19 protein-coding genes are annotated in these 23,791 nt (G+C 62.1%); 8 read left to right on the plus strand and 11 right to left on the minus strand.

The features are described from left to right. Positions 1 to 98 precede the first annotated feature (98 nt). The 8 genes from ACIPOO_RS08105 to ACIPOO_RS08140 form a co-directional block, all read right to left on the minus strand. Positions 99 to 1,727 carry an SPOR domain-containing protein gene (locus tag ACIPOO_RS08105; protein ID WP_274131800.1) on the minus strand — a complete coding sequence of 543 codons (1,629 nt, stop codon included), beginning with the start codon at positions 1,725 to 1,727 and terminating at the stop codon, positions 99 to 101. Between the two features lie 10 nt (positions 1,728 to 1,737). Continuing rightward, the gene (gene aroB, locus ACIPOO_RS08110) at positions 1,738 to 2,841 is read right to left on the minus strand and encodes a 3-dehydroquinate synthase (RefSeq protein WP_400605751.1); all 1,104 of its coding nucleotides are present in this window, start codon (positions 2,839 to 2,841) and stop codon (positions 1,738 to 1,740) included. A 131-nt stretch (positions 2,842 to 2,972) separates the two neighbouring features. Continuing rightward, positions 2,973 to 3,491: a shikimate kinase AroK gene (gene aroK / locus ACIPOO_RS08115; RefSeq protein WP_274131804.1), complete on the minus strand. Its 519-nt coding sequence runs from the start codon at positions 3,489 to 3,491 to the stop codon at positions 2,973 to 2,975. A gap of 4 nt (positions 3,492 to 3,495) precedes the next feature. Then, positions 3,496 to 5,592, minus strand: coding sequence for a type IV pilus secretin PilQ (pilQ, locus tag ACIPOO_RS08120; RefSeq protein ID WP_400605753.1), 2,097 nt, complete (start codon positions 5,590 to 5,592; stop codon positions 3,496 to 3,498). A 53-nt stretch (positions 5,593 to 5,645) separates the two neighbouring features. Continuing rightward, a complete protein-coding gene (gene pilP, locus ACIPOO_RS08125; protein WP_274131808.1) occupies positions 5,646 to 6,173 on the minus strand; it encodes a type 4a pilus biogenesis lipoprotein PilP in 528 nt (175 codons plus the stop codon). Further along, a complete protein-coding gene (gene pilO, locus ACIPOO_RS08130; protein ID WP_274131811.1) occupies positions 6,170 to 6,817 on the minus strand; it encodes a type 4a pilus biogenesis protein PilO in 648 nt (215 codons plus the stop codon). Before pilO ends, pilP begins: the two co-directional genes overlap by 4 nt. Beyond that, on the minus strand, positions 6,814 to 7,398 hold the full coding sequence (locus ACIPOO_RS08135) for a PilN domain-containing protein (protein WP_400605756.1): 585 nt from the start codon (positions 7,396 to 7,398) through the stop codon (positions 6,814 to 6,816). The genes pilO and ACIPOO_RS08135 overlap by 4 nt, the downstream gene beginning before the upstream one ends. Then, positions 7,398 to 8,462 (minus strand): pilus assembly protein PilM, encoded by a 1,065-nt coding sequence (locus tag ACIPOO_RS08140; protein WP_274131813.1) that lies wholly within the window; start codon positions 8,460 to 8,462, stop codon positions 7,398 to 7,400. The genes ACIPOO_RS08135 and ACIPOO_RS08140 overlap by 1 nt, the downstream gene beginning before the upstream one ends. A gap of 209 nt (positions 8,463 to 8,671) precedes the next feature. Here ACIPOO_RS08140 and ACIPOO_RS08145 point away from each other — a divergent pair, with 209 nt between their 5' ends. Beyond that, positions 8,672 to 11,146 carry a penicillin-binding protein 1A gene (locus ACIPOO_RS08145; RefSeq protein WP_400606339.1) on the plus strand — a complete coding sequence of 825 codons (2,475 nt, stop codon included), beginning with the start codon at positions 8,672 to 8,674 and terminating at the stop codon, positions 11,144 to 11,146. Between the two features lie 208 nt (positions 11,147 to 11,354). On the opposite strand, the gene ACIPOO_RS08150 is transcribed toward ACIPOO_RS08145, so the two are convergent. The 3 genes from ACIPOO_RS08150 to rpmE form a co-directional block, all read right to left on the minus strand. Continuing rightward, positions 11,355 to 12,623, minus strand: coding sequence for a malic enzyme-like NAD(P)-binding protein (locus ACIPOO_RS08150; protein WP_274136610.1), 1,269 nt, complete (start codon positions 12,621 to 12,623; stop codon positions 11,355 to 11,357). Positions 12,624 to 12,807: 184 nt separating this feature from the next. Beyond that, positions 12,808 to 13,554, minus strand: a complete 747-nt coding sequence (locus ACIPOO_RS08155) for a thermonuclease family protein (RefSeq protein ID WP_400605759.1) — start codon at positions 13,552 to 13,554, stop codon at positions 12,808 to 12,810. A 74-nt stretch (positions 13,555 to 13,628) separates the two neighbouring features. Further along, positions 13,629 to 13,850, minus strand: a complete 222-nt coding sequence (rpmE, locus tag ACIPOO_RS08160) for a 50S ribosomal protein L31 (RefSeq protein ID WP_093465365.1) — start codon at positions 13,848 to 13,850, stop codon at positions 13,629 to 13,631. A gap of 167 nt (positions 13,851 to 14,017) precedes the next feature. Between rpmE and ACIPOO_RS08165 the strand changes: the two genes are divergently transcribed. The 7 genes from ACIPOO_RS08165 (at position 14,018) to phaC (ending at position 23,626) form a co-directional block, all read left to right on the plus strand. After that, entirely contained in the window at positions 14,018 to 16,237 is a 2,220-nt protein-coding gene (locus tag ACIPOO_RS08165; protein ID WP_400605761.1) for a primosomal protein N', read from the plus strand. 229 nt (positions 16,238 to 16,466) lie between these two features. Continuing rightward, positions 16,467 to 18,203, plus strand: coding sequence for an arginine--tRNA ligase (gene argS, locus ACIPOO_RS08170; RefSeq protein ID WP_400605763.1), 1,737 nt, complete (start codon positions 16,467 to 16,469; stop codon positions 18,201 to 18,203). 1 nt (position 18,204) lies between these two features. Next, positions 18,205 to 18,897 carry an SPOR domain-containing protein gene (locus ACIPOO_RS08175; protein WP_274136606.1) on the plus strand — a complete coding sequence of 231 codons (693 nt, stop codon included), beginning with the start codon at positions 18,205 to 18,207 and terminating at the stop codon, positions 18,895 to 18,897. Between the two features lie 253 nt (positions 18,898 to 19,150). Then, positions 19,151 to 19,681: an ATP-dependent protease subunit HslV gene (hslV, locus tag ACIPOO_RS08180; protein WP_274136605.1), complete on the plus strand. Its 531-nt coding sequence runs from the start codon at positions 19,151 to 19,153 to the stop codon at positions 19,679 to 19,681. A gap of 63 nt (positions 19,682 to 19,744) precedes the next feature. Then, positions 19,745 to 21,082: an ATP-dependent protease ATPase subunit HslU gene (hslU, locus tag ACIPOO_RS08185; protein WP_274136604.1), complete on the plus strand. Its 1,338-nt coding sequence runs from the start codon at positions 19,745 to 19,747 to the stop codon at positions 21,080 to 21,082. A gap of 158 nt (positions 21,083 to 21,240) precedes the next feature. After that, entirely contained in the window at positions 21,241 to 21,618 is a 378-nt protein-coding gene (locus ACIPOO_RS08190) for a gamma-butyrobetaine hydroxylase-like domain-containing protein (protein WP_400605767.1), read from the plus strand. A 328-nt stretch (positions 21,619 to 21,946) separates the two neighbouring features. Further along, positions 21,947 to 23,626 (plus strand): class II poly(R)-hydroxyalkanoic acid synthase, encoded by a 1,680-nt coding sequence (phaC, locus tag ACIPOO_RS08195; RefSeq protein WP_274136602.1) that lies wholly within the window; start codon positions 21,947 to 21,949, stop codon positions 23,624 to 23,626. The last annotated feature ends 165 nt before the right edge of the window (positions 23,627 to 23,791 follow it).

Here is a 23,791-nt window from a genome sequence, read left to right on the forward strand (position 1 = left end):
AGACGCAGACACCGCAAGGCGCGCTGCTCATTGGCAGCACGCTCATGCGCGATTTTCGGGGGAGCCAACAGAGCGACCCGGGTAGGGTCGCTGACTAATCAGCGAGCTGCGGCGAGTTCCTGTTGGATACTGCCGACAGTACGAGGCCAAGGTTTACCAGCCTGAACCTTCGCTGGCAAGTTCTTGATGGCGGAGAGCGCTGCGTTGCGGTCGGCAAAACTGCCGTAGGTGACCACGTACAGCGGCTTGCCTTGCAGGGTTTTCTTGAAGTAGCGGTACTCGGCGCCTTGCTCTTTCACGTAGCTCTGAGCGGTAGCTTCGGAGCTGGTGCCAAGAATCTGGACCACGTAATGGCCAGGTGCCTGACCCGAGTACCAGCCACCGCCAGCAGGCGCTGCAGCGGCGGCTGCTGGCTTCTCGGCAGGCTTGGCTGCCGGCTTGGCGGTCGCGACCTGAGTCGGCGCTGGCGCAGGCTTGGCGGCCGGTGCCGGGGCTGGAGCAGGTTTGGCAGCCGGCGCGGCCGGGGCCGGACGCGGGGTCGGAACCGGCGTTTGCGCCATGGTCGGAGCCGGGCTTGCGGTGGCGCCTTGTGGCGGTGCGGTGGTGGTGACGGTTGGCGGTTGCAGCGGCTGGTTGGCAGCCGGGCCGCCGTCTTCGCCATCACCCTCGCCCGAGCCAGCTGCCTCGGCCAGGGGACCGCGCATGACAGGCTGCGAGTTGCCGACCAACGGTAGCGGCATCGGCTGCGAATTACCGGCGAACTCGATGGCCGGGCCACCGTTGTTCGACTGCTGCGCAGGCGCCTGGCCCTGACCCAGAGGCAGTTGCGCCTGGGAATTGGCCGGCGCCGTCGGTGCGTTGCCGCGACCTGGAATCAGCACCGCAGCCAGCACGGCCGCAGCCACTACCCCACCCAGAGCCAACACATATTTCTTGGACATCTTGAACCCCATACTTGGACGCTTGACCGCAGAGCGGCTGGCGATCATGGCTTCGATCATCGAGTCGCGCGCGACCTGGTTGATCGCGCCCGGCCATCCATTGGACTGTTCGTGAATATCGGCAATCTGCTCGGCACTGAACACTTCAATGCCCTGGCCTGCACCTTCAAGGCGCTGGGCCAGATATTCACGGGTTTCTTCTTCGGTGTACGGAGCCAGCTCGATCACGTGGAAGCGTTCGCCCTCCACGCCACTCTCGGAGCACAGCTGATCCAGACGATCGATGATCGAGGCCTCGCCGAACAGGAAGACATGCGGACGCCCTTCAGGCGTGCCCGCTGCCAATTCCAACAACGCTTCGAGTGCGGATTCGCCGAGTTGTTCGGCATCGTCCACCAGGATGTAGACTTCCTGGCCGGTCAGGGCCAGCTGCACGACCTGGGAAAGGATCGGACGCATTTCCGGCTGCACGACGTTGAGCGCTTGCGCCACCTGACGCAGTACCCCCGAGGCATCGCCCGCGCCGCGGGCCGACACCACCACGCTTTGCACCGACTGCTTGTTGGTGCTGGCGACCAGCGCCTGGCGCAGCAGGGTCTTGCCGCTGCCGTGAGGGCCGGTCACCAGAAGCAGCAGCTCGCTGTAGCGCGCCAGGTGATGCAGTTGCCCCAACACGGGCTTGCGCTGGGCCGGGAAGAATTTAAAGCCGGGGACCCGCGTGGCAAAAGGGTCATGACTCAACTGGTAATGACCGAGGAAGGCCTCATCGGCGTGCAAACTAGTCATGGATTTATCATTAACCTCTAAGCTGATCCACCAAGGCGCGGTAGTCCGCAACCAATGTGGCCTGTAGTACTTCTCTTGGATATTCGTCAGTCACCACTGCCTCGCCCATACGGCGCAACAGCACCAGACGCAGGCGACCGTCGATCACTTTTTTATCAACTGCCATGTGCTCGAGGAAATGCTCAGGCGTCATGTCTTCAGGCGGAACCACCGGCAGGCCGGCGCGCTGAAACAGACGGATACCACGATCTCGTTCCTGCTCGCTGATCCAGCCAAGGCGCGCCGACATCTCCAGCGCCATGACCGTACCCGCCGCAACCGCTTCGCCATGCAGCCAGACACCGTAGCCCATGTGGGTTTCAATGGCATGGCCGAACGTATGGCCCAGGTTCAAGGTTGCACGCACGCCGGATTCGCGCTCGTCGGCGCCCACCACCGCAGCCTTGGCCGCACAGGAGCGTTCGATGGCCGTGGTCAGCGTGGCCTGGTCCAGGCCGCGCAGCTTGTCCATGTTCTCTTCGAGCCAGGTCAGGAACGGCTCGTCGCAAATCAGCCCGTACTTGATGACCTCGGCCAGCCCCGCCGACAACTCGCGTGCAGGCAGCGTGTTCAGCGAAGTGGTGTCGATCAGCACGGCGTTGGGCTGGTAGAAGGCACCGACCATGTTCTTGCCCAGCGGATGGTTGATGCCGGTCTTGCCGCCCACCGAAGAATCCACCTGGGAAAGCAGTGTGGTCGGAACCTGGATGAAATCCACCCCGCGCTGATAACAGGCAGCGGCAAAACCGGCCATGTCGCCGATCACACCGCCGCCCAGGGCGATCACGGTGGTGCGGCGGTCATGGCGCGCGGTCAGCAGGGCGTCGAAGATGGTTTGCAGGGTTTCCCAGTTCTTGAAGGCTTCGCCATCGGGCAGCACGATCGGCAGCACGTTGAAGCCCGCCAGCGCCTGGGTCAGGCGCGCCATGTACAGCGGCGCGACCGTGGCATTGGAAACGATCGCTACCTGCTTGCCGGCGATATAGGGCGTTAGCAGTTCAGGCCGATCCAGCAAGCCTTCGCCAATGTGGATTGGGTAGCTACGTTCGCCAAGCTCGACCTTGAGTGTCTGCATGTGTCCCCACAATGTACTAACAATTGGATGCCAGGGTCCGTGCGCAACAGCGTCAACAGGACCTGGGCGCAAGACCGCTGGGCGGTCCTGCTTTTTATGGTCGCCGAGGATAGCGCATTTCCGCCTGTGCTTTAACGGGGAGGAAGCTCGGCCAACAGCGCGAGGATGTCAAGAACGACCATCCGGGGCGGCCGCTCGTCGGTCTCGATGATGACGTCGGCGATTTCCCGGTACAGCGGATCGCGTATCGCCAGCAGGTCGCGCAACACCCGGGCCGGGTCTGCGGTACGCAACAATGGCCGATTGCGATCACGGGACGTGCGCCCCACTTGCTGTTCCACCGAAGCATGCAGATACACCACGCGCCCGCCGGCATGCAGCGCCCGGCGGTTTTCTTCGCGCATGACCGCGCCGCCACCGGTTGCCAGCACCACGCCGTCAAACGCGCAGAGCTCTTCAATCATGGCTTGTTCGCGATCCCGAAAGCCCGCCTCACCTTCCTTGTCGAAGATCCACGGGATATTGGCACCCGTACGCAGCTCGATTTCCTTGTCAGAATCCTTGAAGGGCAGTCGAAGCTCTTTGGCCAGCAAGCGACCGATGGTGCTTTTGCCAGCCCCCATCGGTCCCACAAGTATTAAATTTCGCACAGAATCAACGACTCACAGCAATCGCCTGGTTGTTCATGATACGCGGAGTGAGGAACACCAGAAGCTCGGATTTGCTTTGAGTGACCACATCTCGACGGAAAAGGCGGCCAACATACGGCACATCGCCCAAAAATGGCACCTTGTCGACGACTTTATTCTGCGTATTGGAGAACACGCCACCGATCACGACGGTTTCGCCGTCGGAAACCAGCACCTTGGCGTTGACCTCGTTCTTCTTGATCGGCGGCACGCCCAGCACGGTATTCACGTAGTCAGGCTCATCCTTGGTGACCTTGACCTCCATGATGATCCGGTTGTCCGGGGTGATCTGCGGCGTCACTTCGAGCGACAGCGAAGCCTCTTTGAAGGATACCGACGTCGCACCGCTGGAACTGGCTTCCTGATACGGCACTTCCGTACCTTTCAGGATTTTCGCGGTTTCCTTGTCCGAGGTGACGACCTTGGGCTGGGAAACCACTTCGCCGTTACCGGTCTTCTCCATGGCGCTGAGCTCGAGGTCCAGGATCGTGTTGTTGGTCAGGAAACCCAGGCCGATGGAGGATGTCGGGTCGCTGACACCCAGGTCCACGAACGGGCCGTTGGTATTGCCAGCACCGGTCACCGTGCCGCTGCCACCCGTGGTGAAGTTGCCTTTGCTGCTGGAACCGCCCCAACGCACGCCCAGGGACTTGTCGTAATCGACGTTGGCCTCGACGATGCGCGCCTCGATCATCACCTGGCGTACCGGGATGTCCAGTTGGGAAACGATGCGACGCAGTTCGTCCAGGCGATCCTGGGTCTGGTAGGCAATGATGTTGTTGGTCCGCTCATCGACGGTGATAGAGCCGCGTTCGTCGGTCTTCGCCTCATTACTGGTCACCGACTGGAACAGCTTGGCGATGTCGGCAGCCTTGGCGTAGTTGACCTGCAACAGCTCGCGACGCAATGGCGCAAGCTCCGAGATCTGCTTGAGCGACTCCAGTTCCTGACGCTCGCGGGCGGCGATTTCGTCGGCCGGCGCCACCAGCAGTACGTTGCCGACCTTGCGTTTGTCCAGGCCCTTGGTCTTGAGCACCAGGTCCAGTGCCTGATCCCACGGCACGTTCTGCAGGCGCAAGGTGATGCCGCCCTGAACGGTGTCACTGGCCACCAGGTTGAGGTTGGTGAAGTCGGCGATCAGTTGCAGCACCGAGCGCACGTCGATGTCCTGGAAGTTCAGCGACAGCTTCTCGCCGGTGTACACCAGTTTTTCCGCATTGCGACGTTCGAGGTCTTCGTTGGTCAACGGACGGACGCTGATGGTCAGCTTGTTGTCGGTCTGGTAGGCCGAATAATCGAAGGCGCCGGACGGCTCGATGGAAATGCTGGTCTTGTCGCCGGTCACGCTGGAATTGACGTATTGCACCGGGGTCGCGAAATCCTTGACGTCCAGCCGCACGCGCAGCGGGTCGGGGAGCTGGGTGCGAGCGAAATCGACGCGGATCTTGCCGCCCTGCTCCTGGATGTCCGGGGCAATGCTCGGGTCGCTCAACTCGATGACCACGTTGCCTTCACCCAGCTCGCCGCGCTGGAAGTCGACGTTCCTGACCGAGCGCGGACCCGGGGCGTAGGACCGCGGGGCGGGTTTGGCCTGGGCCTGGACCTGGGATTGAGCCGACGGCGGCGTGCTCACGCGCGGCGCGCCCTGGGCGGTGCTGGGTTGCGAGCCCTGGGCAGCCGCTGCGCCCTGGCCGACGACCACGAACAGGTTGTTGCCATCGACCCGCGAACTGTACGGCGCGAGGGTGGTGAGGTTGATGATGACACGGGTGCGATCCTTGGCCTCGACCACCACCACGCTGTGGGCGTTGCCCGAGCCCAGGTCGCGGCTCTTGGTCTGCAGCTGGCTGGTCACGCCCGGCAGGTCCAGCGCAATGCGCGCCGGTTGCTCGGTGGTATAGCCGCGCGGGGCCGCCACCGGGCCGTCGAAGGACAGTTTCAATTCGACCCGATCCCCCGGCAATGCGGCGACATCGAGCGTCTTGAGGTTGGCCGCCTGGAGAATCGGTGAAAGCATCGCCATCCCTAGCGACACGCCGATAATCGAAAGAATCCTAGTCATGTTCACATTCCACCACTGTGCAGATCCGAAGGTGTATCGCTTGCTTGTCGTCTTCATGAGCGTTCTTTCAGGGAAATGCTACGCGGTCGCTCAAGCCACGCCCCCTCTCCATCCGGCACGATTTCAATCACCTGCACCGCCGAATCGCTGATGCCGACGATTCGCCCGTCGTTGCGTCCCAGGTAGTCGCCTACCTTGACCCGATGCACGCCGCCGGCCCCACGCAACAGGGCGAAGGTGCCCGTTTCGTTGCTCAGGGTGCCGACCATCTCGAAGCCGTCGATATTGAAGCCTTCAAGGAACTGCTTGACCCGCGTCGGATCCGGCTGGACGAGGCGCGAACCCTTCTGGCGGTTCACCAGGTCGACCTTGATCGGCGGCTGGAACGGGCTGCGCAAGCTCGCCGCAGCATAGGTGAATGCCTCGTACGGACGAAACTTGGGCATCGGCTCGATATTGCCAACCGGACGCGCCCGCACCTGGGCCATGAACTGCTTGAGGTCATCGAACTCGCCGGAACCGTCGCAACCTGCCAGCGCCATCAGCGTGACGCCCATGCACAACCAATGCACGGCCCTCATTTCGCCTGTCCTTTGTTGTCAGTGTTCTGAAGTCCCTTGTCGTTGTAGCGATAGGTCTTGGCGAGAATGCTCATGCGCAGTTTTCCAGGGGACTTGGCGTCCACCGGTTTGATTTCGAAATCGTGCAGGGTCACGATGCGCGGCAGGCTGGCCACGCCGCTGACGAAGGTGGCCAGGTCGTGGTAGGTGCCGGTCACGGTGATCTGGATAGGCAGTTCGATGTAGAACTGCTGCGCCGCCTCGGGCAACAGCTTGATCTCTTCGAATTCAAGGCCGCTGCCAAGGCCGGTGCGGGTGATGTCCTCCAGCAGGCCGGGCACCTCGGTATCGCCAGGCAATTGCCGCAGCAGCGCGCCGAAGGTGTTTTCCATCTCCACCATCTGGGCCTTGTAGGCCGGCAGGTTGGCGGCCTGATAAGCCTTGTTGGAGAACTGCTCGCGCAGGCTCGTCTCGTCGTTACGGGCCTGATCCAGTTGGGTTTGCAGGTCCTGGATGTGGAAAAAGTAACCACCGGCCAGCACCAGCACCAGCAACAGGACACCAGCGATGGTCTTCACCGCCGACGGCCACGAGCCCAGGTTGTTGAGGTCCAGGTCGTTGATATCGATCTTGCGCAGGCTTTCGAGCCATTCATTCACATTCATGGCTTGGCACCTTTGGCGTCTGCTGGATTGACAGGTGGTTGCGTCTGACGCACGGTCAACTGAAACGAGTTGGACTGGTCGGCCGAACCCACGGCGCTGTTGGCCTTGACCTCGGTCAGGCTCGGTGCCTCCATCCAGTCGGAAGCATCCAGGTTGCGCAACAGGTCAGAAACCCGGTTGTTGGACTCAGCGGCACCGGAAATGCTGATCAACTGGTCGGTCATTTTCACTTCGTTGAAATACACACCGTCCGGCAGGGTGCGGGCGAGCTGATCGAAGATGCGTCCGATGATCGGCCGGTTGCCCTGCAGATCCTGGATGATCTTCATCCGCTCGAGCAGTTGCTTGCGCCGCGCCTTCAGTTCGCTGATCTCCTTGATGCGCGCGTCGAGCTGGACAATCTCGGTCTTGATGAACTGGTTGCGGGCGTTCTGGTGATCGATGGCACTGCTCAAATATTGATCAGCCAGAAAAATGGCACCAATGCCGGCAACCAGCACGCCGGCCAGGGAAATGAGGAAGCGCTTCTTGCGCTCCTCGCGCTGCTGTTCGCGCCAGGGGAGTAAGTTGATCCGTGCCATTAGTCGAAGCTCCTCAAAGCCAGACCGCACGCGATCATCAACGCCGGGGCGTCACTGGCCAGCGCACCGGCGTTGACCTTGGCGCTCAGGGCCATGTCGGCGAACGGGTTGGCGACCATGGCAGGCGTGCCCAGACGCTCCTGGATCAGGCGGTCGAGCCCGGCGATCGAAGCCGTGCCGCCCGCCAGCATGATGTAGTCGACGCGGTTGTATTGGCCGGCCGCAAAGAAGAACTGCAATGAGCGCGACACCTGCTGGACCACGGCGTCCTTGAACGGCTGCAGCACTTCCAGGGTGTAGTCGTCGGGCAGTCCGCCCTGCTTTTTCGCAAGCCCGGCTTCGCCCTGGGACAGGCCGTAGCGGCGCTGGATCTCTTCGGTGAGCTGGCGCCCGCCGAACAGTTGCTCGCGGGTGTAGATGATGCGGCCGTTGTGCAGCACGCTGAGGGTGGTCATGGTGGCGCCGATGTCGATCACCGCCACCGTCAGTTGCTCGTGATCCTGCCCCAACTGGGCCGACAGCAGGCCGAATGAACGCTCCAGCGCGTAGGCTTCGACATCGACCACGCGCGGCGTCAGGCCGGCCAGCGCCAGCGCGGCCTCGCGAACCTCGACGTTTTCCTTGCGGCAGGCAGCCAGCAGCACTTCGACGCGCTCGGGGTTGCGCGCCGAATAGCCCTGGACCTCGAAATCGATGGCGACTTCTTCCAGCGGATAGGGAATGTACTGGTCGGCCTCGATCTTGAGCTGGTTTTCCATCTCGTCATCGGAAAGCCCGGCGTCCATCTCGATGGTCTTGGTAATGACCGCTGATCCGGCCACCGCCACCGCCGCTATCTTGACGTTGCTCTTGGCTTTTACCAGCACGCGCGTCAAAGCATTGCCGACCCCTTCGAGCTCGGCAATGTTCTTCTCGACCACCGCGTTGGCAGGCAGTGGCTCGACCGCGTATGACTCGACCTTATAGCGGGTACCGGAACGACTCAGTTCAAGGAGTTTTACCGAGGTGGAGCTAATATCGATCCCTAGAAGGGTATTGGCCTTCTTACTGAAGAGTTCGAACACAACCGATTCCCTATGCGTTTCCGTCACTTACGGATATTTTTTTGTCCAACACCACTGTCGGCAGCCTTGACAGTAGCGCAAATAACGCTCGGCGACGAAAAATGCTTATAATGCCCAGCGTTTTTTTCGTGTAGCAAAGCTTCAAGGCGTGTTCATTTGTTGATGCCTGCGCTTAACCCATTCTTTTTTCTGGAAATCCAAAAGCCTTGATACGCCTGCTGAAGTTTTTCTGGTGGTCCATTGTCGCTATCGTCTGCGGGCTGCTGCTCGGTCTGAGCGGCGCCTTTCTCTATCTGTCGCCGAATCTGCCCTCGGTCGATGCGCTGCGCAACATCCAGCTGCAGATCCCGCTGCGAGTGTTCAGCAGCGACGGCAAACTCATTGCCGAGTTCGGCGAAATGCGCCGTTCTCCAATCCGTTTCGCCGAAATTCCGCCCAATTTCATCAGCGCCCTGCTGTCGGCCGAAGACGACAACTTCGCCAATCACTACGGCGTCGACCCGAGCAGCCTTATGCGCGCCGCCAGCCAGTTGGTCAAGAGCGGTCACATCCAGTCCGGCGGCTCGACCATCACCATGCAGGTGGCCAAGAACTACTTCCTGACCAGCGAGCGCAGCTTCTCACGCAAGACCACCGAGATTCTTCTCGCCTTGCAAATCGAGCGCCAACTTACCAAGGACGAGATTCTCGAGCTCTACGTCAACAAGATCTACCTGGGCAACAGGGCCTATGGTATCGAGGCTGCAGCACAGGTTTATTACGGAAAATCGATCCGTGACCTCAGTGTTGCCCAGATGGCCATGATAGCCGGTCTGCCGAAGGCACCGTCACGATTCAACCCACTGGCCAACCCGGTGCGCGCCAAAGAGCGCCGCGACTGGATTCTGGGGCGCATGTTCAAACTGGGCAAGATCGACCAGAACACCTACCAGACCGCCCTGGCTGAACCGATCAACGCCAGCTATCACGTTCAGAGCCCTGAAGTGAACGCGCCGTACATCGCCGAAATGGCCCGCGCCGAGATGGTCGGCCGCTACGGCAGCGAAGCCTACACAGAAGGCTTCCGCGTCACCACCACCGTTCCGAGCGATCGCCAGGAAGATGCCAACAAGGCCGTGCAGGATGGCCTGATCGAATACGACCAGCGCCACGGCTATCGCGGCCCTGAAAGCCGTTTCCCGGGCCTGACCCGCGACGGATGGACGCAGGAGCTGACCAAGCAGCGTCCGATCAGCGGCCTTGAGCCGGCCATCGTGACCCAGGTCGACAAGAACGGCATCCACGTCCTGACCCGCAACGGCGAGAAGGAAGAAACCGTCGCCTGGGACAGCATGAAGTGGGCCAAGCCCTTCCTGAACACCAACAGCGTCGGCGCCAATCCGAAGCAGCCTGCCGATGTCGCCCATGTCGGTGACCTGGTGCGGGTGCAGCGCCAGCATGACAATTCGCTCAAGTTCAGCCAGATTCCCCAGGCGCAGAGCGCTCTGGTGTCGCTGGATCCGCACAACGGCGCGATTCGTGCGCTGGTCGGTGGCTTTGCCTTCGAGCAGAGCAACTACAACCGCGCCATGCAGGCCAAGCGCCAGCCGGGCTCGAGCTTCAAGCCGTTCCTCTACTCGGCTGCGCTGGACAACGGCTACACCGCAGCCAGCCTGGTGAACGATGCACCGATCGTGTTCGTCGACGAAGCCATCGACAAGGTCTGGCGCCCGAAGAACGACACCGGCACCTTCCTGGGCCCGATTCGCCTGCGTGAAGCGCTGTACAAGTCGCGTAACCTGGTGTCGATCCGCCTGCTGCAGAGCCTTGGGGTCAACACGGCGATCAACTACATCACCCGTTTCGGCTTCAACAAGGCGGACCTGCCGCCGAACCTGTCGCTGGCCCTGGGTACCGCAACCCTGACGCCGATGGAAATCGTCAGCGGCTGGAGCACCTTTGCCAACGGCGGTTACAAGATCACCCCGTACCTGATCGACAAGATCGAGGACCGCGAGGGCAAGACGCTGTTCGTCGCCAACCCGCCAACCGTGCCGGCCAACGACCCGAACCCCAAGCTGGTCAACGAAGCCGCCGTGAGCGACGCCTCGACCTACGCCGCGCCGGAAACGCCAGCACTGACCACCAATGCGGCACCGAACGCCCTGGACACCAATGGCGCGCCACCTGCGCCAGCCGTGGCCGAGCGCATCGTTGACGGGCGTACCACCTACATCCTCAACAGCATGCTGCAGGACGTCATCAAGCGCGGCACAGGCCGCCGTGCGCTGGCGATGAACCGCCCGGACATCGCAGGCAAGACCGGTACCACCAACGATTCGAAAGACGCCTGGTTCTCCGGCTACAACGGCGACTACGTGACCACGGTCTGGACCGGCTTCGACCAGCCCGAAAGCCTGGGCCGCCACGAGTTCGGCGGCACCGTCGCGCTGCCGATCTGGATGAACTACATGAGCGCCGCCCTCAAGGACAAGCCGCCGCACGTGCAGGCCGAGCCTGACGGCATCCTCAGCCTGCGAATCGACCCGGTCAGCGGCCGCTCCGCCACGCCAAGCACGGCAGGTGCGTTCTTCGAGCTGTTCAAGAGCGAAGACACACCACCAAGCGTGAACGAACTCAACGGCAGCCCTGCACCGGGCAGCCCGCTGCCAGCGGATGAATCGGCACCGATCGATCTGTTCTGATAAACGCGAGCCCCCCCCGTAGCAGCACGGCTTGCCGGCGGGGGCGCCCTCACTGACGCCATCGCGGGCAAGCGCGCTCCTACATGATTACCGCGCACAACTGTAGGAGCGCGCTTGCCCGCGACGGCGTATTGGGCCTCGCCACGATTGCTCGACCCCAACAAAAAAGCCCTGCACATGTGCAGGGCTTTTTTATTACCGCAGGCCGTTAGCCGTTGAAGACTTCATCCACGCTCTTGAGCGGGTAGTGCTTCGGGTACGGCTGGGTCGCTACGCCGCTTGCGATGGCTGCCTTGGCAACGGCATCGGAAACGACTTCCAGCAGGCGCACGTCCAGTGGTTTCGGGATGATGTACTCACGGCCGAATTCCAGCTTGATGCCGCCGTAGGCGTCGCAGACTTCCTGAGGGACCGGCAGCTTGGCCAGGTCGCGCAGGGCGATGGCGGCAGCGATCTTCATTTCTTCGTTGATGCGCTTGGCGCGAACGTCCAGGGCACCACGGAAGATGAACGGGAAGCCCAGCACGTTGTTGACCTGGTTCGGGTAGTCCGAACGGCCAGTGGCCATGATGACGTCGCTGCGAGTGGCGTGGGCCAGCTCTGGCGAGATTTCCGGATCAGGGTTCGAGCAGGCGAACACGATCGGGTTAGGTGCCATGGACTTCAGGCCTTCAGCACTCAGCAGGTTCGGGCCGGACAGGCCAACGAACACGTCAGCGCCATCCAGCGCGTCAGCCAGGGTGCGCTTGTCGGTCGAATGAGCGAACTGCGCCTTGTACTGGTTCAGGTCCGAACGATCGGAATGAACCACGCCATTACGGTCGATCATGAAGATGTTTTCGATCTTCGCGCCCATGCTCACCAGCAACTTCATGCAGGAGATGGCCGCAGCACCGGCGCCCAGGCAGACGATTTTCGCCTCCTCCAGGGTTTTGCCAGCGATTTCCAGGGCGTTGATCATGCCGGCTGCGGTCACGATCGCGGTGCCGTGCTGGTCATCGTGGAAAACCGGGATGTCGCACTGTTCGATCAGGGCCTTTTCGATCTCGAAGCACTCAGGTGCCTTGATGTCTTCCAGGTTGATGCCACCGAAAGTGATGGAGATGCGCTTGACGGTGTCGATGAAGGCTTGCGGGCTTTCCGAATCGACTTCGATGTCGAACACGTCGATGCCGGCGAAGCGCTTGAACAGCACGCCTTTGCCTTCCATGACCGGCTTGGAAGCCAGTGGACCCAGGTCACCCAGGCCGAGAATCGCGGTGCCATCGGAGATGACCGCTACCAGGTTGCCCTTGCCGGTGTATTTGTACGCCAGCTCAGGGTCGCGACCGATTTCGCGGACCGGCTCAGCTACACCCGGGCTGTAGGCCAGGGACAGATCGCGAGCTGTCGCGGTAGCTTTGGTGAGTTCTACGCTCAGTTTTCCCGGACGAGGATTGGCGTGATAGTCGAGCGCGGCAGTTTTTAAATCTGACATGAGGGCATTCCGCTTTTTACTGTTGGACAGACGGACGAAGGAGCATACGCAAGTCAGAAAGTCCTAACAAGACTGGCAAGTCACCTCTGTCAAGGGCCCGAATCTACGACTTTCAGCGTAGAGCCGCGAAATACAAGGGCCGCAGTCGAGACAATCGATGTGTAGAATGTCTACAAAATCCAGATTATTTTGTATTCAACATTGCAGGATGAGTGATCGGCATCATCCACCGCGCTTCACCCCGCTTCAAACCACCCCTACGGGAGCGATCCACCACCCAGCCCCGCGCCTCGATCTGCCGCCCCTTTAGCTTCTCAAGGGATGCGACATCGAACTGACCGACCAGCTTGGGCGCAATGCGCAGCACCAGGTTGTCCGAGAACTCGATCCACACCCCGCCGCCATTACGCTGAACGCTCGCCACCTGCCCCGACACCACGGCAAAGCCGCCCTTGTCGATCTGCGCCGCCGACTGCACCGGGGAATTGCGCCACAGGCCCAGCCGCGCCTGGCGGGCGGTGTTCTCCGCCGCTTGTTGGCAATCCACCAGCGCCACATTGGGCGAAACGGCGACCAGATAGCCCAGCCCTTCGGCCAGCAGTTGCGCTTCCATGTTGGCGCCGTTGCGGCCGTAGACGTTGGCCAGTGTGCGGCCGTAGTGATCGGCGGCCTGTTCACCGACACGCAGGCTGACCTGACCGTCACTTTCATCGACCAGCGCCTGCAAACGACGCTTGGCCGCTTCGGCAAAAGGCTCGGCCGACTGACCTTTTTTGCCAGTTTCTGGCGCATTGAGTCCAATCATGCGCACGCTGCGCCCATCGGACAGACGCAAAGTGTCACCGTCCACCACCCGTTGCACTTGGGCCGATGGCAAGGAAGAAGGCGCCGGGCACAGGGCCAGCGCAGACGGGAGCCAAATCGCAGACATAAAAAAGGCGCCCGCGAGGGACGCCTTCTTGAGTAGCCTGGAGCAGCTCGGGGAGCGATCCAGAGTAACCACTCTTACTTCGCTTTGGTTGCGCCGAACGCACCGAAACGCGACTTGAACTTGTCGACGCGGCCGCCAACGTCCAGAGTCTTCTGCTTACCGGTGTAGAACGGGTGGCACTCGTTGCACACGTCCAGGCTCAGAGGCTTGGCCAGGGTGGAACGGGTCTTGATGACGTTGCCACAGCTGCAAGTTGCGTCAACGGCTTCGTAAACTGGATGGATATCAGCTTTCATGGGTATTTCCTCAGGCTGGCGTGCCGCCACCCAACACTATTGTTGAATACCGCACGCAATTAGGCCGCGAATATTACCAGACATCGCAAATCACGCAAGAGAACCTTGAGCCCGGTCGTCTGCTAAGATCGCGCCCTGGTCATACTCCGTAACAGGAAATCCCCCGCGTGCCCGACGCCATTCTGCGCCTCGCCCTGCCCTCGCCCTTGCGCCGCCTGTTCGACTACCGCGCCCCCGCCGGAGTCCAGCGCAGCGCCTTGCAGCCCGGGATGCGCCTGCGGGTGCCGTTCGGTCGCCGGGAGATGATCGGCATTCTGGTGGAGATCACCGATCACAGCGAAGTGCCCGCCGAGAAGCTCAAACCGGCCATCGCCCTGCTGGACAGCGAAGCGCCGCTGCCCGCCGCGCTGTTCAAGCTGTGCCTGTGGACCGCCCAATATTACCAGCACAGCCTGGGCGACACGCTGAGCTGGGCGCTGCCGGTGATGCTGCGTCAGGGCGAGCCGGCCGAAGCACGGCAGGATCGTTTCTGGCAGATCGCCGAAGGGGCCAGCATCGATGACCCGCGCATCGCCCGCGCGCCGAAACAGAAAGAAGCACTCAGGACCCTCGCCCAGCACCCCCACGGCGTCGCCCATCAGCTATTGAGCAAACTGATGCTAAACCGCGACAGCCTGAACCTGCTGCTGGCCAAGGAACTGGTGACCGTCGAAGTGCGCGGCCATGCACCCATCGAGCGCCACGAACACTGGCTGGCCCAGCCCGAACTGCCGCTGAATACCGAACAGCGCGCCGCGTTCGAGGCGATTCGGTCGGGGTTCGGCAGCTTTCACGCCTCCCTGTTGGCAGGTGTGACCGGCAGCGGCAAGACCGAGGTCTATCTGCAACTGATCCGCGAAACGCTGGAAGCGGGCAAGCAGGCGCTGGTGCTGATCCCGGAAATCAACCTGGGCCCGCAAACCCTGGCGCGCTTCGAACAACGCTTCAACGCGCGGATCGCCCTGCTGCATTCGGCAGTCAACGACCGGGATCGCCTCGACGCCTGGCTGGCCGCACGCGACGGCGAGGCCGACATCATCATCGGCACCCGCTCGGCGCTGTTCACACCGATGAAGAACCCCGGCCTGATCATCATCGACGAAGAACACGACGGCTCCTATAAACAGCAGGAAGGCTTGCGTTATCACGCCCGGGACCTGGCGCTGGTGCGTGCGCGGCAGGAAGACATCCCCATTGTGCTGGGCTCGGCCACGCCATCACTGGAAAGCCTGCACAATGCCCACACCGGGCGGTACGCCCTCCTACGCCTGAATCAGCGCGCGGGCGGTGCGCAACAGCCACGTTTCCTGCGCCTGGATGTAAAAAGCCGCCCGCTGGACAGCGGCATTTCCGGCCCAATGCAGCAAGCCATTGCCCAGACGCTGGCAGCCGGGCAGCAGGTGCTGGTGTTCCTCAACCGTCGCGGGTTCGCCCCGACCCTGCTGTGCCACGATTGCGGCTGGCTGTCTGAATGCAACCGTTGCGATGCGCGGATGACCGTTCATCAGCGCTCCGGCGAGCTGCGCTGCCATCATTGCGGCCATGCCGAGCGGGTTCCGCGAAACTGCCCGGCGTGCGGCAAGGTCGACTTGCGCCCGGTGGGTGCCGGGACCGAGCGCGCCGAGGAGCGGCTGGCGATTCTGTTCCCCGATTACCCGGTGTTGCGCGTTGACCGTGACAGCACCTCGCGCAAGGACGCGATGAACCAGCTGTTCGCCACCATCCAGAAGGGCCAGCCGTGCATTCTGGTCGGCACTCAGATGCTCGCCAAGGGCCACCATTTTCCGCGAGTGACCCTGGTGTCGATTCTGGACGCCGACGGCGGGCTGTTTTCCGGCGATTTTCGCGCCAGCGAGCGCATGGCGCAGTTGATCGTGCAGGTGGCCGGCCGTGCCGGTCGGGCGGAAGAACCCGGCAAGGTGATTATCCAGACACACCTTGCAGAACATCCGCTGCTGATCCAGCTCACCGAACAGGGTTACTTTGCCTTCGCCGAGCAGGCCCTGAGCGAACGCCGCGCTGCCGGGCTGCCGCCGTTTTCCCACCTGGCGCTGCTGCGCGCAGAAGCCCACAAACCGGGGCAAGCGGAAGGTTTTCTGAACGAGGCCTGTACGGAAGCGGAACACCTGTTGAAGGAAATGTCGCTCGGCGGAATTGAACTGTTGGGCCCTGTTCCGGCTCCGATGGAACGCCGCGCAGGGCGTTATCGCGCCCAGCTGCTGGTACAGGCCAACGCCCGGGCGCCGTTGCACAAGCTGTTGGCGACCTGGCTGCTGGCACTGGAGAACATGCCCAGCGGGCGCGCGGTCAGGTGGTCGCTGGATGTGGATCCTGTGGATTTGTATTAACGGCACCACCGAATCCGTAGGAGCGCGCTTGCCCGCGATGGCGGTGCGTCAGGCGGTGTATGCACCAATGACACACTGCAATCGCGGGCAAGCGCGCTCCTACAATTGATACTGTGGACACAACCGCGCATCCACCGCGGTTGGCAAGGTGGCTCCGGCAACGGATAATGCCCAGTTTTTCCACCCGCGCATCGAAGCGCTGCCGCGCTTGCGGTCGAAAGAGAGCCTCATGAAAGACACCATTCGCCAGCTGATCCAACAAGCCCTGAGCCAACTCGTCACCGAAGGCGTATTGCCGCAGGGCCTGACGCCAGCGATTCAGGTGGAAAACGCCAAGGACAAGAAAAACGGCGACTTCGCCAGCAACATCGCCATGATGCTGGCCAAGCCTGCGGGCATGAAGCCGCGCGATCTGGCCGAGAAGATCGTCGCCGCCTTGCCTGCCGACGAGCAGATCAGCAAGGTCGACATCGCCGGTCCCGGCTTCCTCAATTTCTTCCAGAACACCCAGGCCCTGGCTTCGCGCCTGGACGAAGCCCTGGCCGACGCCACCCTGTCGGTGCGCAAGAACGGCCCGGCCCAGCGCGTGGTGGTCGACCTGTCCGCCCCCAACCTCGCCAAAGAGATGCACGTCGGCCACCTGCGCTCGACCATCATCGGTGACGGCGTAGCCAGCGTGCTGGAGTTCCTCGGTGACACGGTCATCCGTCAGAACCACGTGGGCGACTGGGGCACCCAGTTCGGCATGCTGCTGGCCTACCTGCAGGAAACCCCGGCCACCAGCGACGAGCTGTCGGACCTGGAAAACTTCTACCGCGCCGCCAAGGGCCGCTTCGACGAATCCGAAGAATTCGCCGAGCGCGCACGTGGCCTGGTGGTCAAGCTGCAGGCTGGCGACCCTGAGTGCCTGTCGCTGTGGACCCGCTTCAAGGACATCTCCCTGTCGCACTGCCAGGAAGTCTACGAGCGCCTGAACGTCAAACTGACCCCCGCCGACGTCATGGGCGAAAGCGCCTACAACGATGACCTGGCCAACGTGGTCAGCGACCTGAAAAAGGCCGGCCTGCTGGTGGAAAGCAAGGGCGCCCAGTGCGTGTTCCTCGATGAATTCAAGAACGCCGACGGCGACCCGCTGCCGGTGATCGTGCAGAAAGCAGGCGGCGGTTACCTCTACGCCACCACTGACCTTGCCGCCGTGCGCTACCGCAGCAACGTCCTGAAAGCCGACCGCGCCCTGTATTTCGTTGACCAACGCCAGGCCCTGCACTTCCAGCAGGTGTTCGAAGTGGCCCGTCGCGCCGGTTTCGTGACCAACGGCATGCAGATGGAGCACATGGGCTTCGGCACCATGAACGGCGCCGATGGCCGTCCGTTCAAGACCCGCGATGGCGGCACCGTCAAGCTGGTGGACCTGCTGGACGAGGCCGAAGAGCGCGCCTACGTGCTGGTCAAGGAGAAGAACCCGGAAGTCGCCGAAGACGAACTGCGCACCATCGCCAAGGCCGTGGGCATCAGCGCGGTGAAATACGCCGACCTGTCCAAGCACCGCGCCAGCGACTACAGCTTCAACTTCGACCAGATGCTGAGCTTCGAAGGCAACACCGCGCCTTACCTGCTGTACGCCTACACCCGCGTTTCCGGCGTGTTCCGCAAGCTGGGCGAGGCGTTCGACGAGAGCAAGGGCCAGATCATCCTCGAGGCCGAGCATGAACAGGACCTGGCTGCGCGCCTGGCGCAGTTTGGCGAGACCGTGAACAACGTCGCCGAGAAAGGCACACCGCACGTCCTGTGCGCCTACCTGTACGATCTGGCGGGCCTGTTCTCCAGCTTCTACGAGAACTGCCCGATCCTGAACGCCGAAAACCCCGAGCAACAGCAGAGCCGTCTGCGCCTTGCGCACCTGACTGGCCGCACCCTCAAGCAAGGCCTGCAATTGCTGGGTCTGGAAACTCTGGAGCGTATGTAAGTTGGCAGTCAAAAAGAAACCAGCTCCCAAGCGCGGCGCCAGCCGGTACGAGGCACCCGCAAAGAAGCCGATTCCGGGATGGGTGTGGCTGGCGATCGGCCTGTCGGTCGGTGCCTTCATCGTTTTCCTGATGAAACTGGAGCCGGGCAGCGGCGATGACATCAAGCGCGTGAAGGCCGAAGCCAAGGCGGCGAAGATCGCCGAGGCGAACAAGACGCCGCCGAGCCCGACTGCGCCGGTCAAGCCCAAGTACGATTTCTACACCCTGCTGCCTGAGTCGGAAGTTATCGTGCCGAACGAGGCCGTGCCGGAGAAGACGCCGCCTGCGGTGGTCACTCCGACCACGCCGGTCACGCCTGAACAGGCCGCGAAGATCGACACGGCCCGCGCCCAGGCAGCCCTCAGTGGCCTGACGCCTCCGCCTGCGCCACCTGTGACCAAGCCGGCTGCGGTGACCACGTTCTTCCTGCAGGCGGGCTCGTTCCGCAAACAGGCCGACGCCGAGAAGGTGCGTGCGCAGATCATTCTGCTGGGCCAGGCCGCGACGGTGGAATCGGGTACGGTGAAGGATGAGACCTGGTACCGCGTGCTCGTGGGCCCGTTCAGCAACCGCGAACAACTGACGACCGCACAGAAGCAACTGGCTGGCGGCGGGTTCAGTAACCTTTTGTTGCAACAACGCCAGGCCCGGTGACTTCACGCCGGCCTTTGTAGGAGCGCGCTTGCCCGCGATTGCGGTGTGTCATTTACGAATTGATCGCTTGACACGACGCCATCGCGGGCAAGCGCGCTCCTACAGTGTTTAGGTTGTTCGCAAATGGAGCATGGGTACGATCATGGCGGGCTACGGCACCTGCCATTCATCCCCCACGGTTGAAATACCCTTCCCCACCCCCATATGAGTTTCCATCAGGGCATTTTCGCCCCGCAGCGTGGAGACTCTCCCCTTGACCACCATCGTTTCAGTGCGCCGCCAAGGCAAAGTCGTCATGGCTGGTGACGGCCAGGTTTCCCTGGGCAATACCGTCATGAAAGGCAATGCCAAAAAGGTCCGTCGTCTTTATCACGGCCAGGTCATCGCCGGTTTCGCTGGCGCCACTGCCGACGCCTTCACCCTGTTCGAGCGTTTCGAAGCCCAGCTGGAAAAACACCAGGGCCATCTGGTCCGCGCCGCTGTCGAGCTTGCCAAAGACTGGCGTACCGACCGCTCCCTGAGCCGTCTGGAAGCCATGCTGGCCGTCGCCAACAAGGACGCCTCGCTCATCATTACCGGCAACGGTGACGTCGTTGAGCCCGAAGACGGCCTGATCGCCATGGGTTCGGGCGGTGCATTCGCCCAGGCCGCCGCGCGCGCCCTGCTGCTGAAAACCGAGCTGTCGGCGCGAGAAATTGCCGAGACGGCGCTGCACATCGCTGGCGACATCTGCGTATTCACCAACCACCACATCACCATTGAGGAACAGGACCTCGCTCAGTGAGGCCCGACGCTGGCGGCAATTCATCGCCGCCAGCCCTTCATGACCCAAGGACCGTTGAAAGCCATGTCCATGACTCCCCGTGAAATCGTCCACGAACTCAATCGCCATATCATCGGCCAGGACGATGCCAAGCGCGCCGTCGCCATCGCGCTGCGCAACCGCTGGCGCCGGATGCAGCTGCCCGAAGAGCTGCGCGTTGAAGTCACGCCCAAGAACATCCTGATGATCGGCCCGACCGGCGTCGGTAAAACCGAAATCGCCCGTCGCCTGGCCAAGCTGGCCAACGCGCCGTTCCTCAAGGTTGAAGCCACCAAGTTCACCGAAGTGGGCTACGTGGGCCGCGACGTCGAGTCGATCATTCGCGACCTGGCCGACGCTGCGCTGAAGCTCCTGCGCGAACAGGAAATGGTCAAGGTCCGTCATCGCGCCGAAGACGCCGCCGAAGACCGCATCCTCGACGCCCTGCTGCCTGCGGCCCGCACCGGTTTCAGCGAAGAAGCCTCGTCGGGCAGTGATTCCAACACCCGCCAGCTGTTCCGAAAGCGCCTGCGTGAAGGCCAGCTGGATGACAAGGAAATCGAGATCGAAGTGGCCGAGATGGGCGGCGTCGACATTTCCGCGCCGCCTGGCATGGAAGAGATGACCAACCAGCTGCAAAGCCTGTTCGCCAACATGGGCAAGGGCAAGCGCAAGAGCCGCAAGCTCAAGGTCAAGGACGCGCTCAAGATGGTGCGCGACGAAGAAGCCAGCCGCCTGGTCAACGACGAAGAGCTCAAGGGCAAGGCCCTGGAAGCAGTCGAACAGCATGGCATCGTGTTCATCGACGAGATCGACAAGGTCGCCAAGCGCGGCAATGTCGGCGGCGCCGATGTGTCCCGTGAAGGCGTGCAGCGCGACCTGCTGCCGCTGATCGAAGGCTGCACCGTCAACACCAAGCTGGGCATGGTCAAGACCGACCACATCCTGTTCATCGCCTCCGGCGCGTTCCACCTGAGCAAGCCGAGCGACCTGGTGCCTGAGCTGCAAGGCCGTCTGCCGATCCGCGTTGAGCTGAAGGCGCTGAGCCCGCAGGACTTCGAACGCATCCTGAGCGAGCCGCACGCGTCGCTGACCGAGCAGTATCGCGAGCTGCTGAAAACCGAAGGCCTGAACATCGAGTTCCTGCCAGAGGGCATCAAGCGCCTGGCCGAGATCGCCTGGCAGGTCAACGAGAAGACCGAGAACATCGGTGCCCGCCGCCTGCACACCCTGCTGGAGCGTCTGCTGGAAGAGGTTTCCTTCAGCGCCGGCGACCTGGGCAGCGCGCAGGACACCGCCACGATCAAGATCGACGCCGAATACGTCAACAGCCACCTGGGCGAACTGGCGGAAGACGAAGACCTGTCGCGCTACATCCTCTGACCGTGCTGTCTGCGCTCATCATTGATGGTTGCGCAGACACCGCACCTGTAGCAGCACGGCTTGCCGGCGGGGGCGTCCTTAAGATCGCTCCCGCCGGCAAGCCGTGCTGCTACGTTTAATATGTGCACGCCCCCAAACCGGAAACAGGCGTAAATCCGATGTCCCGAATTCCCTCCGCCATCCAGCTCCACAAAGCCTCGAAGATCCTCTCGCTCAAATACGGCCCCGACGAGGAGTACCACCTGCCCGCCGAATTTCTGCGGGTGCATTCGCCTTCGGCCGAGGTTCAGGGCCATGGCAATCCGATCCTGCAATTCGGCAAGCTGGGTGTCGGGCTCACCAAGATCGAACCGGCAGGGCAATACGCACTGAAATTGACCTTCGACGACGGTCATGACAGCGGATTGTTCACCTGGGAATACCTGGAGCAACTGTCGCTGCGTCAAACGCAGCTGTGGGACGAATATCTCGCCGAGCTCAAAGCGGCAGGCAAATCCCGTGACCCTTCCGAGCAAGTCATCAAGCTGATGCTCTAGTCCGCGGCTGGGCGACCGGCCGGCGTTTTAGGACGCACTTTCTAATTCCTTTTGCTTCAATGGTCCGCGCAGCGGTCAATGATTGCCCCTGCTTGCGATTTTTTGAATTCTCGCGTAACCAATGATTCTGGCAGGTTCTCTGCATCGGAGTTTTTGCAGAAGCCTGCAGGTGTGATCCAGGGCGTTGCCACGCATCCTTCCGATCGTCGCGTAATCGTCACACCCGTTTGTGTTAATCATCGGTCACCCGAGAGCAGTACCGGCTCTGGTCTGTGACGCGTGTTCACAGCCGCACCGGTGCTCGTCTCAGGACAATGGAGCGTCGTAGATGAGTAACAAGAGTAATGATGACCTGCCGCGTCAAGCCTCTGAACACACGTTGGGGCTCAACCCCGTCATAGGCCTGCGGCGCAAGGATTTGCTCACCACGGCACGCATGGTACTGACCCAGGCAATACGCCAACCGATCCACAGCGCCAAGCACGTGGCCCATTTCGGGCTGGAGCTGAAAAACGTCCTGCTGGGCAAGTCCACCCTGGCACCCGACAGCGACGACCGTCGTTTCGTGGATCCTGCCTGGAGCCAGAACCCGCTCTACCGTCGCTACCTGCAGACCTACCTTGCCTGGCGCAAGGAACTGCACGACTGGATCGGCGACAGCAGCCTGTCGGAACAGGACATCAGCCGCGGTCACTTCGTGATCAACCTGATGACCGAAGCCATGTCCCCCACCAACGGCGCTGCCAACCCGGCAGCGGTCAAACGCTTCTTCGAAACCGGCGGCAAGAGCATCCTCGATGGACTCTCGCACCTTGCCAAGGATCTGGTGAACAACGGCGGCATGCCCAGCCAGGTCAACATGGACGCCTTCGAAGTCGGCAAGAACCTGGGGACTTCCGAAGGCGCGGTGGTGTTCCGCAATGATGTGCTGGAACTGATCCAGTACCGGCCCATCACCGAACAGGTGCACGAGCGCCCGCTGTTGGTGGTGCCACCGCAGATCAACAAATTCTACGTTTTCGATTTGAGCCCGGACAAAAGCCTGGCCCGCTTCTGCCTGCGCAACAACGTGCAGACCTTCATCATCAGTTGGCGCAACCCGACCAAGGCCCAGCGCGAGTGGGGCCTGTCGACCTACATCGATGCGGTGAAGGAAGCGGTGGATGTGGTGTGCAAGATCACCGGCAGCAAGGACGTGAACATGCTGGGCGCCTGCTCCGGCGGCATCACCTGCACCGCGCTGCTGGGCCATTACGCCGCCCTTGGCGAGCAGAAGGTCAACGCCCTGACGCTGCTGGTCAGCGTGCTCGACACCACGCTCGACACCCAGGTCGCATTGTTCGTCGACGAGCAGACCCTGGAGTCGGCCAAGCGCCACTCGTATCAGGCCGGCGTGCTCGAAGGCAAGGACATGGCCAAGGTTTTCGCCTGGATGCGCCCCAACGACCTGATCTGGAATTACTGGGTCAACAACTACCTGCTGGGCAACGAGCCGCCGGTGTTCGACATCCTGTTCTGGAACAACGACACCACGCGCCTGCCCGCAGCGTTCCACGGCGACCTGATCGAGATGTTCAAGAACAACCCGCTGGTGCGCACCGACGCGCTGGAAGTCTGCGGCACACCGATCGATCTCAAGCAGGTCAAAAGTGACATCTTCTGTCTTGCCGGCACCAACGACCACATCACGCCGTGGGTCTCGTGCTACAAGTCGGCCAGACTGTTTGGCGGCAAGACCGAATTCGTGCTGTCCAACAGCGGGCACATTCAGAGCATCCTGAACCCGCCAGGCAACCCGAAGGCGCGATACATGACCAACCCGGAGCTACCGGACGACGCCACCCGCTGGCAGGAAGACGCCACCAAGCACACCGATTCCTGGTGGCTGCACTGGCAGGCATGGCAGGCGGAGCGCTCCGGCAAACTGAAAAAATCCCCCGCTACACTGGGTAACAAGGCCTACCCGGCCGGGGAAGCTTCACCGGGCACGTACGTGCACGAGCGTTAAGACGCGCACACAAAGCCCTGTAGGAGCGCGCTTGCCCGCGACGGCATCGGCACATCTGGCATCGGTGGTGGCTGACACACCGCCATCGCGGGCAAGCGCGCTCCTACAGGCGTCGATTTTGAAAGGACGGCAAGCATCGAATACGCAGGAACCGCCCACGCGGTT

This window comes from Pseudomonas sp. NPDC090201 (assembly GCF_044746825.1).
Lineage (GTDB): Bacteria > Pseudomonadota > Gammaproteobacteria > Pseudomonadales > Pseudomonadaceae > Aquipseudomonas > Aquipseudomonas putida_AD.